This is a genomic window from Corynebacterium sp. UMB2355A, from assembly GCF_033877495.1.
Lineage (GTDB): Bacteria > Actinomycetota > Actinomycetes > Mycobacteriales > Mycobacteriaceae > Corynebacterium > Corynebacterium pseudogenitalium.
In genome coordinates this window covers 1,180,993-1,196,640 of the sequence record NZ_CP138855.1, presented here as the reverse complement: position 1 = coordinate 1,196,640, position 15,648 = coordinate 1,180,993, and the positions used below count along the sequence as shown (strand labels likewise).

The following is a 15,648-nucleotide window of genomic DNA, read 5'->3' as shown; positions in this document are numbered from 1 at the left end:
CATTTTCAGGAGGCCCCTGTGAAGAAGTTCATTGCCCTGTTTGTGGCGTTCGTGCTCGCAATCTTGGCAGCGCCGAGTGCTTCGGCGATCTCCGTGCGTGGCGACGCCGCTTCGCCCCGGTCCGCGGTGGCTGTGGTGCATGCGGGTGGGGGAGTGGAGGCGTCGAGAAATGGGTGGGAGGCGCGGCCGGCGCTGAGCCTGAGCAAGCTCTACCTGGGCTATTGGGTGCTGTACCACGGGGCGCCGCGGCATAAGGCGATGGTGGAGGAGATGGTGCGCACCTCGAACGATGGCATCGCGAGCGTTCTCGATGCGGCGTACCCACAGGCGATTGACGCGATCGCGCGCGACTTCAAATTGAGCGCTACTCAAAGGCGTGGCAATTGGGGAGTGGCGAGTACGTCGGCGGTGGACGTCGCGAGGTTTGTGCAGGCCATCCGGCATGATCCGGTGGCCGCGCCGCTGCTGCGCGGCATGGCGCACGCGGCACCCGTCGCCGCTGATGGCTTCCCGCAGAACTACGGCACATCGAGGCTACCCGGCGTTCAGGGCACGAAGTTCGGGTGGGCCGACGACCGCCGCAGCTCCACCGCGACGGTCAGTTATGGCAATGGGTTCGCGGTCGCGGTGCTCACGTACGGTGATGCGCATGCGAACACGGTTGATGCGCAGCGCGCCGTCGATACCTCGGTGATGCCGGGGCCGGGCGGTGGCCGACGAGTTGTTGATATGTTGCCGCCGCAGACGCCGAACGAGATCAGGAACCTGGTTCCGAAGCATTGGGAGGTCCCGGCGGGCTCGTCGGTGCCGTGGTAATACGTAGACCTGACCAGCCATTACGAGAATAGAGTGGTCTAATCTCCCAAGGTTTCGACGTTTCAGGAAAACCTTGGGAGATTAGGGGGTAGGCGCAATTCTGTTCACAAAATCCCGAGCAAGCTTGTCAGCACACCTTCCACCACAGAACTCCGAAACCCGCGCCACTACTACTCACCCTTGCGATACCTGCGGGAGCGCCCTCCGCCCACGGCGACGAGTAGGCCGTCGTCTTCCCATCCGCTGATGAGGTTGGTGGCCGTGGAGCGGGAGATGTCGCAAAGTTCGACGAGGTCCGCGGTCCGGATTTCGCCGAATGCGGAGAGCCATTGCATGACAACTTTGCGGGCGTTCTCCGGATCGGTGCCGAGGTACCAGGCGGGCCGCGCGGTGGGGGATTCGTGGTCGCGGAGTACGGCACGGCTTGTCTCGTTGAGGAGCCACGCGTCCCCATGCTTGCGGATCAGCGGTTCGCCATTGACCGTCGTTTGGTGCGCCGCGGTCAGGGCCAGTTCGGCGGCTTCCTCCGTGGACTGTAGTGCTTCGGCAACGCTTCGGCGGGTGATGAAAGGGTGGTTGAACAGGAGGTACAGGATGATGGCGATGCGTGTGTCGCGCTGGCGGGGCGTCGGCACGATGCGTGAAACGAGGTCCAGCACGGGCAGCTCAGGCTGGCCGCCCACGAGCGTCGTTTCGATGTATGGTCCTGGAACCTCGATGATCTCCGGAGACCGGTGGCCGAGCGTGATCATGGATTGGTACATGCGGTCAACGCCGACGCCCTGCTTGTCCACGAGGCCGATTGCGCGGTAGAGGTCGGCAAGGGCGGGGTAGCGGGCTTCCCGGTTGCTGAGCACGTTTGCCGCAGAGATGGCGGGCATGAATGGGCCGGGGCTGCGCACGATGAGGGTGCTGTCGAGTTCGATTCAGCGGACGTCGACTGGTTCTTGTCGGTTCCAGTCGCGGTGAATCATCGCGTTGAGCAGGGCTTCACGCACGGCGCTGTGTGGGATCTGTGGAATCGGTTGGTGCACGAACCCGGACACGATCGTGTTGTTCTTGTTCACGATGCGCAGTGCCTGCTCAATATCTTCAAGCTGTTCAAGTGTCGACGTCCCCGCGTTGCCACTGACACGATTCAGTATGTTGCCGCCGTGGACGTCGAAAATTGTCAGTTCGAGTACCGCGCGCGGGGTGGCGGCGAAGAGCGTGACGCCTGCTTGGGTGAGGTTGTTGTTCGCGTCGAGTGCTCCGAGGCCACGCAGTAGTTCTTCGTCGGTGAGCTCGCGGAAGGCTTCTTGTTGACGCCGAACAATCTCAAGCGCTCGCGGCCGAACGTCCCCAACACCCAGGTCGGAGGCCTGCGTCATCGGGTCGATGTTCATTTGCGAGCGCTGGTACTCCCACCATTCGGAGAGGTCCACCGGCTTGCACGAGTCGCCGACGCGCCAGCGCAACTGGTCGCTCGTGTTCGGGACGGGCTGTTGGGACGCTGCCACAAAGAGGATCAGCAGCCGTTGCCCTTCAACTACCCGCTCTTCGATGGAAGGGGCAACCTGCACACGCTGGTAAATCTCTTGCCGCAGCCAATCGACGTCCAACTCCGTCCCAATAATGCGGCCCGTTTTGTCCTCAACGCCGACGATGAGCGCGCCACCGCCGGGGGTGTTAGCCATGCAGGCGACTTCGTCAGCGAGTTTGGTGGCCGCCATCAGGTTCCGGGGTGCGCCCGGCTCGATCTCAGGCCCGTTGCGACGTCCGGCTTCCTCCTTAAAGTCGACATCCTGGGTTTCGGTCGTCCTATGGACGCGTCCGCCCGCTGCTGTCGCCAGAATTGCGCCGACTTGTTCAGCCAAATCTTGCCGAAGGGGGTGAAAGCCGGGCTGCATACGACCCCTCCCCTCCGACCTGCGATTGTTTGAATAGATGTGTCTAATCTACCAAGGTTTCCGCGTTTCCGGGAAACGTTGGACGATTAGGCAGTTGTATTCGGCTTGCGTCGATAGGCGCCGTGATGGTGTTACGGCAGCATCGCAGCGATGTTGGCTGGCAGCATCGGCTTGAGCGCTGGCAGCGCGACCGCGCCGAGGACGCCCGCGATCAGCAGCGCGACCGGCGTCCAGAATGCCGCGGCGCGTTCGGACTGTGTCATCTTCGAGGACTGCTGCAAGAGCTTATTGGTCTCGTACTCGTGGCCAGTAGCACAGGCTTCCAAGGCACGTCGATATTCGCGGTAAAACAGATGCTGCTTTGTGTTTGAAACGTCCCGGGTAAAGAGGACTACATCCGTCCTGGCATCGTCCGTGCCGGTAAGAAAGCGGAGAAGGTGTGCGGTTCCCGCGTAATATTCGTCCCCGTTTGCTTTATCTTCCTCGGCGCTTTCCTTCAGCTCACGCAGGTTGTCGGCGGCTTCAGCCGGGGTTCGAGGGCCACCGAAACCGTACATTTCACCGTCAAGTTGTGCCAGAATCCAGCACTTATTGTCCTCAAACTTGTTGACCGCATAGGCGCCAGGAATGTTTGAATACTCGTGGGCGCCAGCGGTCGGCGCGAGCGCCCCGACGGTCATGGTTGCGGCGAGGGCCGCGGCTGCCATTTTCTTCACAGTGAAAACTCCTTTGGGTGACAGGAAAAAAATAAGGTTCTTGTATATTCAAGCCCCCCCCCCTCGTGATTTGTCAAGGCTGCGGCCCAGGCGGGGAGGCAAGTGCAATTCTGTTCACAAAATCCCGAGCAAGCTTTTCATCGGCCAATCTCGACTCAGAACGTCGAATGGAGCAGCTAGATCAGGCCCCGGGCATCCGATGCGCATCGGCAAAGTGTCGTGGTGAATTACGGCAGCATTGCAGCGATGTTGGCTGGCAGCGCGATAGACGTCCAGAATGCTGCGGCGCGTTCATGCTGTGCCACCCTGGTAGTCAACCACGGCTCATCGTGGCTGTGTGTGGGTGCAGTGGAGAATGCGCAGTGGGTCTGAGTGTGATTTTGAGTGTTGTTCTTTAAAATCGCACTCAGAATCGCTCTCACACAGTGAGATATGCCTTTAACCTGCGGGTTTTGAGTGCGATTCTGATTTATATTTTGAGTTATACTTCTATACATGAGCGAAACCGCTATCAAAACCACCATCAACACACTGCGAGACATAGGCAACGACACCTACAAAATCGAAGCAAAAGATGCCTCGCACGGCTTGCCAAAGAGCATTGATGAAACTCTCTCTGCGTTTGGAAATATGCCAGAGGGCGGAGTCATCCTGCTCGGTGTGGCAGAAGAAGACGGCAGTTTCCCCGTGACAGGTATTTCCAGCCCAAAGCCCGTAGAGAGTCAGTTAGCAAATAAAGCACGACAGAAGATCGTGCCTCCCCTCCACCTCGGTGCTATCGAAACTGCAACAGTCGATGGCAAGACTGTGCTGCAGTGCATCGTTCCTCCGCAACCCTCGGACCGTAAGCCATTCCGGGTTGGGAAGGGCGGCCCCGCCTACATCCGGTCCGGTGACGGTGACTACGAGCTCGACCCAAACGAGGAACAGCTTCTTGTTTCGCAACGCGGAGTCCCAAAGCACGATTGGGCACCTGTGGAGGGCGCCAGCGTAGAACGAGACCTCGACCCGGATCTGCTTGAACAGTATCTGGAGCAAGAGCGCTCACAATCCAGGCGTCTTGCCCAACTACCGCGAGAAGACCAGCTGATTCGCACCAATGTCGTCGCACCCGATACGGGTGAGCCCACGGTGGCAGCAATCTATGCCCTCGGTATACACCCTCAGCAGTTTTTGCCTCTCAACGTCAAAGCACACGTTACCCGCGGACCGCATGACCCCAGGGCAATGCGAATGCGGGACAGGGAAGAATTCACCGGACCAGTCCCCGATTTGCTTGAAGCGGTAGTCGAGTGGGTCACCGACCACCTGCAAACAACCACCGTCTTTACTGATGGCCACGGCAAGGATGTGCCAGAGCTTCCCACGTTGGCCATTCGCGAGATTGTAGCCAACGCACTTGTCCACCGTGACCTGTCTCCGGCCAGCATGCTTGCCTACACACAAGTAGTAAAGCACTCAGACAAGCTCATCGTGGTCAACCCTGGCGGACTTTGGGGATTGACCGAAAGCGAACTTGGCAACACCGGACCGCGGGCACGCAATCCCGTCTTGTACCGCATGTGTACTGCAGTAAAGACGCCGAAAGGACACCGCGTCATTGAGGCGAGTGCGACGGGCATTCCCGCAGTACGTGAGGCTCTTCATGACGCTTTCCTCCCCGCCCCCTATTTCAAAGACAGAGTCATCGACTTCCAAGCGATCCTGACCTCTTCGACCATGCTTTCCGAAGCGGATCTCGCTTGGGCTACGAATCTTCCGGGTGGAGAGGTGTTTTCCACGGCGCAGCGCCATGCGCTCATCCGGATGCGCAATGGTGAGACGCTTACCAACGCGTCCTATCGCCAAGAATTCCCGATGGACTCCACCCAAGCACGCGCCGAGTTACAACAGCTTGTGGAATACGGCCTAGCGACCGCCCTTGGCCAAGCAGGTGGCACCGTTTATTCTTTCCTCCCGGAAGAAACATCTGCGCCGAAAGCGCCAGAGCCAGCAACTCCGACATCTTCACAATCACGGAGCCGCGCGTACCTACGGAGCGGGGAAAAAATCGACCTGATCCGCAAAACGCTCCACGCCGCCGGACAGCCACTGTCCAAACGCGAAATCGCCGAGCACACTGGCATGAGTTACGGTCAAATAACCCCGACCCTGAAGACAATGGAGCAGCAAGGCATCATTACGTTCACAGAAAAGCACTGGAACGCAAAGAACCAGCGCTACGCGCTTTCTGGTGAACAAGACGAGTAGATGCGGACAACGCGGCGTCGATAAGCATCATGCCTATCGCCAGCACGACGACCAGGGAGATCAAGAACTCGGTGTGGCTCCCCTCAGCGCGCGGCCACAAGTCAATCAAGCCCGGCACCGCAAGCGCAAGACCCGCGATCGCGATATAGCTTTGCGGCACTCCTGTAAATCTCTTGCCGCAGCTAATCGACGTCCAACTCCGTCCCAATAATGCGGCCCGTCTAGACGTGATTAATCGTCCAAGGGTTCCGTGTCTCCGGGAAACCATGGACGATTAGGCAGTTGTATTCGGCTTGCGTCGATAGGCGCCGTGATGGTGTTACGGCAGCATCGCAGCGATGTTGGCTGGCAACATCGGCTTGAGCGTTGGCAGCGCCACCGCGCCGAGGACGCCCGCGAACAGTAACGCAACCGGTGTCCAGAATGCTGCAGCGCGTTCGGACTGCGTCATCTTCGAGGATTGTTGCAGGAGCTTATTGGTCTCGTACTCGCGGCCAGTAGCACAGGCTTCCAAGGCACGTCGATATTCCCGCTCGAACAAATGCTGTTTTGTGTTTGCAACGTCCCGAACAAGGAGATCTACGTCCGTCCTGGTATCGTCCGTGCCGGTTATAAAGCGGAGAAGGTGTGCGGTTCCCGCGTAGTATTCGTACCCCTCTGCTTTATCTTCCTCGGCGCCTTCCTTCAGCTCACGCAGGTTGTCGGCGGCTTCAGCCGGGGTTCGAGGGCCACCGAAACCGTACATTTCACCGTCAAGTTGTGCCAGAATCCAGCACTTATTGTCCTCAAACTTGTTGACCGCATAGGCGCCAGGAATGTTTGAATACTCGTGGGCGCCCGCGGTCGGCGCGAGCGCTCCGACGGTCATGGTTGCGGCGAGGGCCACGGCTGCAATCTTCTTCACAGCGAAAACTCCTTTGAGTGACAGGGGAAAATAAGGTTCTTGTATATTCAAGCCCCCCCCCCCCTCATCATTTGTCAAGGTCGCAGCCCGGGAGCGAAGGCAGGCGCAATTCTGTTCACAAAATCCCGAGCAAACTTTTCAGCACACCTTCCACTCCAAAATCCCGGAACTCGCAGCGCCCGGCCTACCCCAACAGCGCGTTGTCGATGAGCCGCACGCCGTCCACCGTCGCCGCAACGAGCGCCAGGCCGGGCTCGGAACGTCGGCTGCAACGTATCCGGATCGACGACCACCAGGTAGTCCAGCGTCACGCCCTCCGACGCCGCGAGCTCCGCGCGCACCGCGTCGACGTCCAACGCGCCCGCGTCGACCTGTTCCTGCAGCGTCCGCAGTGAACGCGACAGCGCCAACGCCTGCGAACGTCCAGCCTCGGAGAGGCGCACGTTGCGCGAGGACTGCGCCAGGCCGTCCGCGGCGCGCGCGATAGGCAGGGTGCGGATCTCCACGTCGTGGTTCAGGTCGCGAACCATCCGGCGGAGCACCGCCACCTGCTGCGCGTCCTTCTGTCCGAAGTAGGCGACGTCCGGTTTGGCCAGGTTGAACAGCTTGTTGACGACGGTCGCGACACCGTCGAAGTGCCCCGGCCGCGACGCGCCTTCCAGGACGGTGCCCATCTCGCCGGTGCGGACCCAATCTGTGGAATCCCGCCGGGGTACATTTCCTCGACGCTGGGCGCGAACACGATGTCCACACCGAGGCCCTCGCAAAACGTTGAGTCAGCCTCAATATCGCGTGGGTAGTTGCGGTAATCGTCGGTGTCGCCGAGGTCGGTGAACTGCAGTGGGTTGAGGAACACGCTGGTAATCAGCGTATCGACCTCTCGCCGCGCACGCTCGATGAGCGTGCCGTGCCCCGAGTGCAGGGCGCCCATCGTCGGCACCAGCCCGACGGTCCCGGTTGCTTCGGCGCGTGCCGCGCGGAGCTCTTCAACAGTGGTAATGACTCGCATGGTGGCCTTCCTTAATCCTTGAACGATTCGGCAGCAGCAGGGAAGTCTCCCTTTTCGACGTCCTCCCGGTACCTCCGCGCGCCCTCCAGCAGCTGCGCGCCCAGGTCCGCATACTGACGTACAAACCGCGGCGTTTTTCCGCCGGCGCGGAACCCGAACGCGTCCTGCCACACGAGCACCTGCCCGTCAGTGCCGTTACCTGCGCCGATGCCGATGGTCGGGATCGGAACCTCGTTCGTTACCCGCGTCGCATCTCCGAAGGCACCATCTCCAGCACGACCGCGAAGGCGCCCGCAGTTGCGACGGCGGTGGCGTCGTCAAGTAGTTGCTGGGCCGCGTCACCACGACCCTGGACAACGTAGCCGCCGAGAGCGTGCTCGGATTGCGGCGTGAACCCGATGTGCCCGCAGACGGGAATCCCGGCGTCGACAAGCGTTTTGATCGTCGGCGCCATCTCGACGCCGCCCTCCAGCTTCACTGCCTGCGCCCCAGTCTCCTTCATGACGCGCACCGCCGCGGCGAGCGCCTGCGACGGCGACTCCTCATACGTGCCGAATGGCAGGTCAACCACCACAAACGTGCGCTGCGTCGAGCGCACGACCGCGGAGGCGAACGTGATCATCTCATCGAGCGTAATCGGCAGGGTAGTAGTGTGGCCGAGCACCACGTTGGCCGCCGAATCCCCGACGAGCAGGAAGTCGATCCCGGCTTCGTCGAAGATCTGGGCGGTCATGGTGTCGTAGCTGGTCAGCGCCGTAAATTTGCGGCCTTCTGCCTTCGCCTGCGCGAAGTAACGAGTACGGAGTCGTTTCATAGGGCCTTATATTAGGACGCTGGGTGGCGCCTCGCTGGCGGTTATTGAAAATCGGATGTCCACCATGGTGTACACAAAACCCTTTACAATCGCGCGAAATGCACTAGGTTGTGTAGAAACACTTTGAAAAACGGGGGGACACTTTGCGCACCTATACCTTGGCACCACTACTCGCCGCCACACTGCTCGCTGGCTGCTCCAGCACCACCCTTATCGACGCCCCCTCCGCCCCCTCCAACGCCCCTCCTGCGGATTCTGCTGTTCAGAGAGCTTTTGTCTTCGAATCCGGTACCGTCCCCATCGGCGACTTCGACCCATTCACGCTTGCCCCCGAGGACTACTTCAATCCCTGCAACGACATCACCGAGGACGAATTCCGCCGCGCGGGCTTCACCGGCGAAATCAAGCGGAGCACGGACGGGGAGATTGACTCGCCGCATGGTGCATCAGCGTGCACATTCAAGGATCCGCACACCAATTGGATCGTGGGGCTGGCGAATGTTGACGCTAACCGGGAAATGACTGAACAGACTCGGATCATTTCTTCTGACTATGCGTCGGATGCTTTGCCGAGTCTTTACGTTTATAACAAGGGCGATCTCGTTACTCCGAGCAATCCTTGTGTTGCACAGCTAGACACTGCTATCGGGGGCATTGGGGTCTTCGTTCAAACACCAAGTGATGAAGATGGCTTCGACATACTTTGTCCAGCAGCCGTTGAAAAACTTGAATCATTGTATTTGAATAATAAAAAATAATTGGGGGAAATAATGGTCCTTATACATATCGAGGTAGAAGACGTAAACAAGGCAATCGTTGATCTACTTGATCTTGGCGAAGCTGCTACTACCGCGTCAGGTATTTCAGGCATGGCGCCCGGCGGAACCTTCTCCGCCGTCTCCGGCCTCCGCGAGGCAGGGGAGAAACACGGCGATACTCGGAGCACGCTCCACTTGCGACGGACGCGTTCACAGGGAATGTGAAGTCGTCGGCAAAGGTGTTGAAGGTCTGCCTGGACAATACGGTGATGGCGGACGATTCGATTGCGGGCATTGTGAACGCGGTCGGGCTTAGTGGAACGCCTGGGTTGAGCGGGCTGGGTTCCAATCTGGGGATGTCGTCGGCGGCTGCGGTTGCGAAGAGTTACAAGACGCAGCCGTTCAATAACAGTGCGGTGTATGCGTCGACGGATGGGAGCTTCGAGTCGCTGGTGAGCAACATCCTGACCACGAACACAGCGATTCCGTCGGGGTTGGCGTCGAATTGGACGTCGAATGCGCAGCGTATTTACGAGATGGTGGAGGCCATCGCCCCAGCCATTGCGTCCCTCGAATCTTCGGCGGAGACCGAGTTCGTCGCCCAGGCGATTGCGCGTCTCCAGCTGATTCAGGCAGCGGGGTCCGAGTACGCAGCCAACTCGGCGGCGCTTGCGGGGAATAACACGGGGTTGGCGGCGTTGGCGTCGTCGTCGCAACTTATGGCAGCGGCAGCTCAGGCTGCGGCGATAGCAGCTGAGGCCGTATCGCCGGCCGCGGTGAAAGCTGTGAAGGAAGCCTTCGTCAGCTCCTGCCCGATGTATGTCAACTCGTACCTGCCGGCGACGAACCCGACCTTCGTCAAACTGCTTCCGGATCTCACCGATGTCACCGGCTCCGATTTCTCCATCAATGGCCCACCTGCGCCGACAGCACCCGAGTTCGCGGACGCACCGATGCCGGCGGGGCTTGCCAGCATCTTTGCGAACAACGGTTACACGAATCTCGCCAACGCGCGCGGCCCGCAGGACGTGTTGCAGCAGTTCGGGAAGCCGAACCCGGACATGCTCAACGCCATCGCGTCCGGCGCCACCCCGACCCAGGTCGCCTCAGCGCAGGCCCCGACGCTTCCTCCACCGGGCGCGCTGAACGCTCCGGGCCACGAATGTCGCGCCGGGCGCTGGCCTCCATGGCGGTCTCGCCTCCGGTGCAGGCGGGCTCAGCGGTGCGACGACCGGCGCCGCCTCCGCAGCAGGCTCCGGCGTAGGCGCAGGCCAAGGCGCATTCGGTGGCATGCCGATGGGCGGGACAGGCGGTGGTGGCCGCCATCGCGCCGGGTCGCTGCACCAGCAATCAGCAGGGTTCGGCTCGTCGGCAGGCGCAGGTGCAGGCTCAGCCACAGGCTTCGGCTCCAACGCTGGCCTCGCCGGCGGCGGCGCGGGAGGCTTCGCGGGTCGGCCGGGTACCGGGTCCACAGGTGGCTTCGGCGGCCAACCAGGCGCAGCGGGTGCCACAGGTTCTGCCGCCAACACCGCAGGTCAGCAAGGGCAGCGAGGCGGCTTCATGGGTGCGCCAATGTCGCAGGGCCGCGGCAAAGATGACAAGAAGCAACGCCCGAGAGCGGTCACCAGTGCCGTCGAGAGGGAGGGCAACATCCACGCCCTGCTTGGCGACGCCCCCTTGGTCAATCCCGGCGTCATCGGTTTCAACGTGCGTGGTCAGTAGGCAGTCCAGCACGCTGGCGTAGTTCGGCGGCGCGCTCGGGGCGTGGCCGCAGCCGCCAGATGTGCGCGCTCACCCCGGCACCGATCGCGGCGAGCAGCAACGCCACCGGCCACAGCCCGACCACCACTATCACCACCCATATGGAGGCGCCCATCCCCAACCACAGCAGCCCCAGAATCCGCAGCTTCTGCGCCCGCGTCAGCTGTCCTGAGTAGTAGTCAATAATGAACGGCCCGAACGTGTCATGGCGCAGCAGGTAGCGCTCCAACCGTGGCGAGCTCCGCGTGAAGCACACCAGCGCAAGTAGCAGAAACGGCGTCGTGGGCAGGATCGGCACCCACACGCCGACCGCTCCCAGGGCAAGCGCCACCAGCCCCACAATCATGTACACGTACCGCATCGTCGCCACATTCTAGCCGCAACATGCAACAATAGTTGTATGACTGCCTGCACTATCCTATACGCCTCGTTCTACGGATCCACCAAGGAATACGCCGATGAGCTGGCAAAACGCCTCGGAACTACCGCCGAACCAATCCCCGACGCCGACTTCACCCCCGAAGGCCCCATCGTGGTTCTCGCCCCCATCCACGGCCCGAACAACCCCGGCGCCAGCTTCATCCGCAAGCTCCCCGACCCACTTTTCGACGCCCACTCCGTCTCCCTCGTCACCGTCGGCATGAGCCTGGACGAAGTGGCCGTCGATAAGGACTTTTCCGCGAAACTTTTGGGCAGCCGCGCGGACAGCGTCACCCGCTTCTACCTGCCCGGGCGCATGAACTATTCCGAACTATCCGCTGCTCACGCCGCCACGATGGCGGGCGTCGTCGGCGCTTTGCGACTCAAACCGCGCAAGTCCGCGAACGACCGCATGATGATCGACACCTATAACAAGGACGTCGACCGCGTTGACTTCACCCGCCTCGCCCCCGTCGAGGCCTGGGTGCGCGACAACAGCTAGCGGATCAAACCGGCCTGCTTTGCCAGGCCTGCGATACCGGCCAGCACCGTGAACACGACGCCGATAATGATGCTGCTTGGCTTGGATGTGGTGGCGGTGCAGCACGTTCCGGAGGCGCTGCGATGATCCAAAACCCGATGATTCACGCACCAACCCAAGTCCCGGCCGCTGGTGTGTGGGTGAATGACGTGCTTGCGGGACAGATTGTGAGTCGGGGTGGCGTCAATACGTTTAGTTACGTTGATGGGTACGCGGAGTCGGGTGGCGCTGTGGTCGCGACGACGTTGCCGTTCGGCAAGGTGGTGGAGACTTCGTCGGGCGCGCTGCCTCCGTTTTTTACGGGGCTGTTGCCGGAGGGTCGTCGGCTGAGTGCTTTGCGGAGGAGTGTGAAGGCATCACTGGATGATGAGCTGGCGATGCTGCTCGCCGTTGGCGGCAACACGGTCGGTAATGTGCGGGTGCTGCCGTGGGGTCAGCGGCCGTCTGAGGTTGCGCCGCTGGTGGACGTGCGGGATGGGTATGGCGATTTCGCTGATTTGCTGGATCCATCGACCGGGTTTGATGCGAATGCGTTGGCGGGGGTCCAGGAGAAGGCATCGGCGCGCACGCTTGCGCTTCCGGTGCGGGGGGATGCGATTTTGAAGGTCGCGCCGCCGGAGTTTCCGAGGGTCGTCGAGAATGAAAATGCCTGCTTGTCGGCGTATCGCATGATGCCGTCGGCGCGAGGCCGCGTGGTGGAGGCCCAAGTTGTTCACGATGCTTCGGGCAGGTCAGGCTTGGTCGTCTCGCGTTTCGACGGCCACTTCCCCCGCAAACGTCCCGTCGAAGATGCTGCTCAATTGCTGGGCATCTACCCGAGTGGGAAATACAACGTGAGCTACGAGGATGTGTGTGCTGCGGTGCTTGGTGTGGTTGCTGCGCCGTTGGTTGCGGCGCGCGGGTTGGCGCAGCAGTTGGCGTTTGCGTGGCTGTCGGGCAATGGGGATTTGCATGCGAAGAATGTGTCCGTAATGGATTCGGGTAGAGGCTTCGAGCTTGCCCCGGTGTATGACATCCCGAGCACCGTGCCTTACGGCGATACTTCCCTTGCGCTCCCCGTTCGCGACTCGACGTCTGGGTTGAGCTACAAGAAGTTCCTCGCCTTCGCGGAGGATATTGGATTGCCGGAGCAGGTGGTTCGCAAAGTCGCCGACGAAGCCCTTGCCGCCACGGAGGATTTAGCCGAGCGCCTCATTCGGGACTGTGATTTTGATCCACGCCGGGCCAGGGATTCGAGGCGGGTGCTTCGGGCTCGTCGTGCTCACTGGTAGCCCAGGCGCAATTCTGTTCACAAAATCGCTAAGGACAGTTTTCGACACCTTCCGCCCAACCCTCCGCGCAGCTGGCCGTCGATAAGTTAGCTCAATTTCATTCATCGGCTAAGGTGTGTGGGGTCACATTATTGTCGAGCGAGAGAGGATTTCATGAGCGAGCGTGCCACGGACCCCGTACCTTTCAGCAGCGAGCACCAGGAGGTTGCCGCTGACGAGTTCGAGCTGGAGAACCTCACGCCGGCGGACAAGCGCGAGATTCCGCCGTACGCGCCGAGCCCCGTCTCCGGACGGTAGTACCTGGTCGTGGGCGATTACGCTGTTCGGTACCGCGGTCGGCGCCGGAATCCTCTTCCTTCCTATCGACGCCGGCTCTTCGGCTTCTGGCCCCTCCTCCTTGCGACGATCCTGGTTGGGCCAATGGTGTTTTTCTCGCACCGGATGTATTCGAGGATTGTGTCGGCGTCGCCGGTGAAGGGCCTGGACGTGCTGCAGGTCATCACGTCCCTGGCCGGCCGGAAGCGCGGCCTGGCAACGGCGCTGATGTACTGGCTGGCGATCTACCCGATTGTGCTGATTTACGGCGTTTCGGTGACGAACACGATGGACAGTTTCATCGTGAACCAGATGGGCGGCCCGCACATTGACCGTTGGTTGCTGGCCACGATTTGCGTCGGCGTGATGACGGGCGCGTACGCCCTCGGCAAGAAGGCGACGCTGTGGTTCGCGAATCTGCTGGTGTATCCGCTGATCGTGGCGCTCGCTGCCGTCTCTCTGTACCTGATTCCGTACTGGGACTTGGAGAGTTTCATGGCGTACAAGTCGGATGTGCCGCTGTGGAAGGCGATGCTGTTTGTGCTGCCTGTGCTGGTGTTTTCCTTTTCGCATATGGCGGCGGTGTCGCAGTCGGCGTTGGATGTGCAGAAGTCGCATGACGGTGATGTGGCCGGTACGGAGAAGGAGGTGTCCAAGATTGAGTTGATTACTTGTACCCTCCTGGTCAGCTTCACGATGTTCTTCGTCTGGTCCTGCACGCTCGCCCTCGGCGCGGATGGCATGGCCGCCGTGCGCGAGGAGAACATTCCGGTCCTCTCCTACTTCGCCAACACGACGAATGCCCCGTTCATGGCGGTGGTGACTCCGGTGGTCGCGCTGTGTGCGATTGCGTCGTCGTACTTTGGGCACATGCTTGGCACGGAGGAGGGCACGCAGTATTTGCTGCGCGCGGTCGCGCCGAAGGCTTCGGAGAAGTGGAATCCGCGTGCGGTCCGCGCGGGCATCTACATCTTCGTCTTCGTATCGACGGTCGCTGTCGCCATCTTCAACCCGTCAATCCTGGACCTGATCTCGGTCGTCGGCGGTATTTTCATTACGCTGCTGGTCTACATCGTGCCGATGCTCCTGTTCCGCCACGCGACCGCCTTCCGCCACTACGCGAAGCAGCCTGAGGCCATCTTCGTGTTCGGCCTGGGCATCGTGATCATTTGCGTGACGGTGTGGCAGATGGTGGCGTAATACGGCGGGTTGCACGTTTATGGTGCGGAGGTTACAGTTATAAGTGTAAACCCTCTGGAGGTGAAGCGCTGTGACAACGAAAACTAATCCGGCAATTGAGGTCACTCAAGCTGTCGAGCAGCAGGCCAGCCAGGTCGTGGCTAACCCCGAAACGTTTCATGATGCCGTGCGCGGTACGTTTCCACCTGCATTAGCCTCATTTATCGAGTCCATCTTGGCCAGGGTCGCGCGCGGAGAGAGCGTCGCGCTTTCCCGCCCCTCCGAGATACTCACCACCACTGAGGCCGCTGAGTATCTTGGGATTTCTCGGCCGACTCTGATGAAACGGATTCGAGAAGGCGAAATCGATTACTTCAAAGCCGGGTCACACACGCGGCTTCGCAGGGAAGACGTCGTCGCATACTTGCAGCGGTGCCGTGCGCGCGCACGTCACGAGTTCGATGCGATTCGAGAGCTCGATAATGAGATTGAAGGCCTGTGAGTATTCCAGTCCTTTTTGACGCTAACGCCTGGTACTCGCGCACTCTCACCGACTGGTGCTTCCTTCTCTTCCTGGGCTCTGATAAAGATGTCGAGCCACCATTCTTTCCAGTGTGGACCGAGGATATTATCGCCGAAGCTCAGTATCATTTGCGTAGAAATAACCCACACGCTCCCGAGGGTGCTATTTCAAAACGCTTCAAGCGAATTCGCGGTGCGTTGGCGGAATGGGAAATCTCCGGTTTTGCTGTTGGCAATTATGGGTACGCGGACATTCATGATCATCACGTTCTCAGCGCTGCCGTCGCTGGCAACGTCCAGTACGTCGTCACCAGCGACAGGGGACTCGTTGACTATGTTGACTCACAGCAGTTTCTGTTTGACGTGCTGACTCCGGATGATTTCTTTTGCCACATTTTTGAGGCGTTCCCAGGGCTTTGTAAGAGGGTGGCGCAGGAAAACGAGGCTTATTGAGAGAAGGTGAAGGGCATCAAAGCAGCGGAC

The 15,648-nt window shown here is 60.6% G+C and carries 16 protein-coding genes and 3 pseudogenes; 12 read left to right on the top strand and 7 right to left on the bottom strand.

Going from position 1 to position 15,648, the window contains the following annotated elements; translation table 11 throughout:
* Positions 1-18 precede the first annotated feature (18 nt).
* Complete coding sequence (locus tag R0V12_RS05655; RefSeq protein ID WP_320072253.1) at positions 19-816, top strand: hypothetical protein; 798 nt, start codon at positions 19-21, stop codon at positions 814-816.
* Between the two features lie 170 nt (positions 817-986).
* Here the strand turns inward: R0V12_RS05655 and R0V12_RS05650 are convergent.
* Together R0V12_RS05650 and R0V12_RS05645 are read right to left on the bottom strand one after the other, a co-directional pair.
* Positions 987-2,705: pseudogene (locus tag R0V12_RS05650) on the bottom strand (DUF5635 domain-containing protein).
* A gap of 131 nt (positions 2,706-2,836) precedes the next feature.
* Positions 2,837-3,421 (bottom strand): hypothetical protein, encoded by a 585-nt coding sequence (locus tag R0V12_RS05645; RefSeq protein WP_320072252.1) that lies wholly within the window; start codon positions 3,419-3,421, stop codon positions 2,837-2,839.
* A gap of 495 nt (positions 3,422-3,916) precedes the next feature.
* On the opposite strand from R0V12_RS05645, the gene R0V12_RS05640 reads away from it, so the two are divergent.
* Complete coding sequence (locus R0V12_RS05640) at positions 3,917-5,671, top strand: ATP-binding protein (RefSeq protein ID WP_320072251.1); 1,755 nt, start codon at positions 3,917-3,919, stop codon at positions 5,669-5,671.
* A gap of 319 nt (positions 5,672-5,990) precedes the next feature.
* Here the strand turns inward: R0V12_RS05640 and R0V12_RS05635 are convergent, their stop codons facing one another.
* The 3 genes and pseudogenes from R0V12_RS05635 to panB all read right to left on the bottom strand — a co-directional run bounded on the left by R0V12_RS05635 (position 5,991) and on the right by panB (position 8,398).
* The gene (locus tag R0V12_RS05635) at positions 5,991-6,575 is read right to left on the bottom strand and encodes a hypothetical protein (RefSeq protein ID WP_320072250.1); all 585 of its coding nucleotides are present in this window, start codon (positions 6,573-6,575) and stop codon (positions 5,991-5,993) included.
* A 184-nt stretch (positions 6,576-6,759) separates the two neighbouring features.
* Positions 6,760-7,584 (bottom strand): annotated as a pseudogene (gene panC, locus R0V12_RS05630) (pantoate--beta-alanine ligase).
* 11 nt (positions 7,585-7,595) lie between these two features.
* Positions 7,596-8,398 (bottom strand): annotated as a pseudogene (gene panB / locus R0V12_RS05625) (3-methyl-2-oxobutanoate hydroxymethyltransferase).
* A gap of 143 nt (positions 8,399-8,541) precedes the next feature.
* Between panB and R0V12_RS05620 the strand changes: the two are divergent.
* Genes R0V12_RS05620 through R0V12_RS05605 form a run of 4 tightly spaced genes read left to right on the top strand, consistent with a single transcriptional unit; the run spans position 8,542 to position 10,878 of the window.
* The gene (locus R0V12_RS05620; RefSeq protein WP_320072249.1) at positions 8,542-9,156 is read left to right on the top strand and encodes a DUF3558 family protein; all 615 of its coding nucleotides are present in this window, start codon (positions 8,542-8,544) and stop codon (positions 9,154-9,156) included.
* A gap of 12 nt (positions 9,157-9,168) precedes the next feature.
* Entirely contained in the window at positions 9,169-9,381 is a 213-nt protein-coding gene (locus R0V12_RS05615; RefSeq protein ID WP_320072248.1) for a hypothetical protein, read from the top strand.
* A complete protein-coding gene (locus tag R0V12_RS05610) occupies positions 9,378-10,754 on the top strand; it encodes a hypothetical protein (protein ID WP_320072247.1) in 1,377 nt (458 codons plus the stop codon). The genes R0V12_RS05615 and R0V12_RS05610 overlap by 4 nt, the downstream gene beginning before the upstream one ends.
* Complete coding sequence (locus R0V12_RS05605) at positions 10,717-10,878, top strand: hypothetical protein (protein WP_320072246.1); 162 nt, start codon at positions 10,717-10,719, stop codon at positions 10,876-10,878. The genes R0V12_RS05610 and R0V12_RS05605 overlap by 38 nt, the downstream gene beginning before the upstream one ends.
* Here the strand turns inward: R0V12_RS05605 and R0V12_RS05600 are convergent.
* The gene (locus R0V12_RS05600) at positions 10,859-11,278 is read right to left on the bottom strand and encodes a YbaN family protein (protein WP_071573803.1); all 420 of its coding nucleotides are present in this window, start codon (positions 11,276-11,278) and stop codon (positions 10,859-10,861) included. The genes R0V12_RS05605 and R0V12_RS05600 overlap by 20 nt on opposite strands.
* Positions 11,279-11,317: 39 nt before the next feature.
* Between R0V12_RS05600 and R0V12_RS05595 the strand changes: the two genes are divergently transcribed.
* Positions 11,318-11,839, top strand: coding sequence for a flavodoxin domain-containing protein (locus R0V12_RS05595; RefSeq protein WP_256008674.1), 522 nt, complete (start codon positions 11,318-11,320; stop codon positions 11,837-11,839).
* Here R0V12_RS05595 and R0V12_RS05590 read toward each other — a convergent pair.
* Positions 11,836-11,970 carry a hypothetical protein gene (locus R0V12_RS05590; RefSeq protein WP_320072245.1) on the bottom strand — a complete coding sequence of 45 codons (135 nt, stop codon included), beginning with the start codon at positions 11,968-11,970 and terminating at the stop codon, positions 11,836-11,838. The two genes, R0V12_RS05595 and R0V12_RS05590, sit on opposite strands and share 4 nt — an antisense overlap.
* Here R0V12_RS05590 and R0V12_RS05585 point away from each other — a divergent pair.
* The 5 genes from R0V12_RS05585 to R0V12_RS05565 all read left to right on the top strand — a co-directional run bounded on the left by R0V12_RS05585 (position 11,962) and on the right by R0V12_RS05565 (position 15,618).
* A complete protein-coding gene (locus R0V12_RS05585) occupies positions 11,962-13,149 on the top strand; it encodes a type II toxin-antitoxin system HipA family toxin (protein WP_320073002.1) in 1,188 nt (395 codons plus the stop codon). The genes R0V12_RS05590 and R0V12_RS05585 overlap by 9 nt on opposite strands.
* Positions 13,150-13,302: 153 nt before the next feature.
* Positions 13,303-13,446 carry a hypothetical protein gene (locus R0V12_RS05580; protein ID WP_320073001.1) on the top strand — a complete coding sequence of 48 codons (144 nt, stop codon included), beginning with the start codon at positions 13,303-13,305 and terminating at the stop codon, positions 13,444-13,446.
* A 9-nt stretch (positions 13,447-13,455) separates the two neighbouring features.
* On the top strand, positions 13,456-14,664 hold the full coding sequence (locus R0V12_RS05575) for an amino acid permease (RefSeq protein ID WP_320073000.1): 1,209 nt from the start codon (positions 13,456-13,458) through the stop codon (positions 14,662-14,664).
* 70 nt (positions 14,665-14,734) lie between these two features.
* Positions 14,735-15,145 (top strand): helix-turn-helix domain-containing protein, encoded by a 411-nt coding sequence (locus R0V12_RS05570; RefSeq protein WP_070361684.1) that lies wholly within the window; start codon positions 14,735-14,737, stop codon positions 15,143-15,145.
* Positions 15,142-15,618 (top strand): PIN domain-containing protein, encoded by a 477-nt coding sequence (locus R0V12_RS05565; RefSeq protein ID WP_320072257.1) that lies wholly within the window; start codon positions 15,142-15,144, stop codon positions 15,616-15,618. Before R0V12_RS05570 ends, R0V12_RS05565 begins: the two co-directional genes overlap by 4 nt.
* The last annotated feature ends 30 nt before the right edge of the window (positions 15,619-15,648 follow it).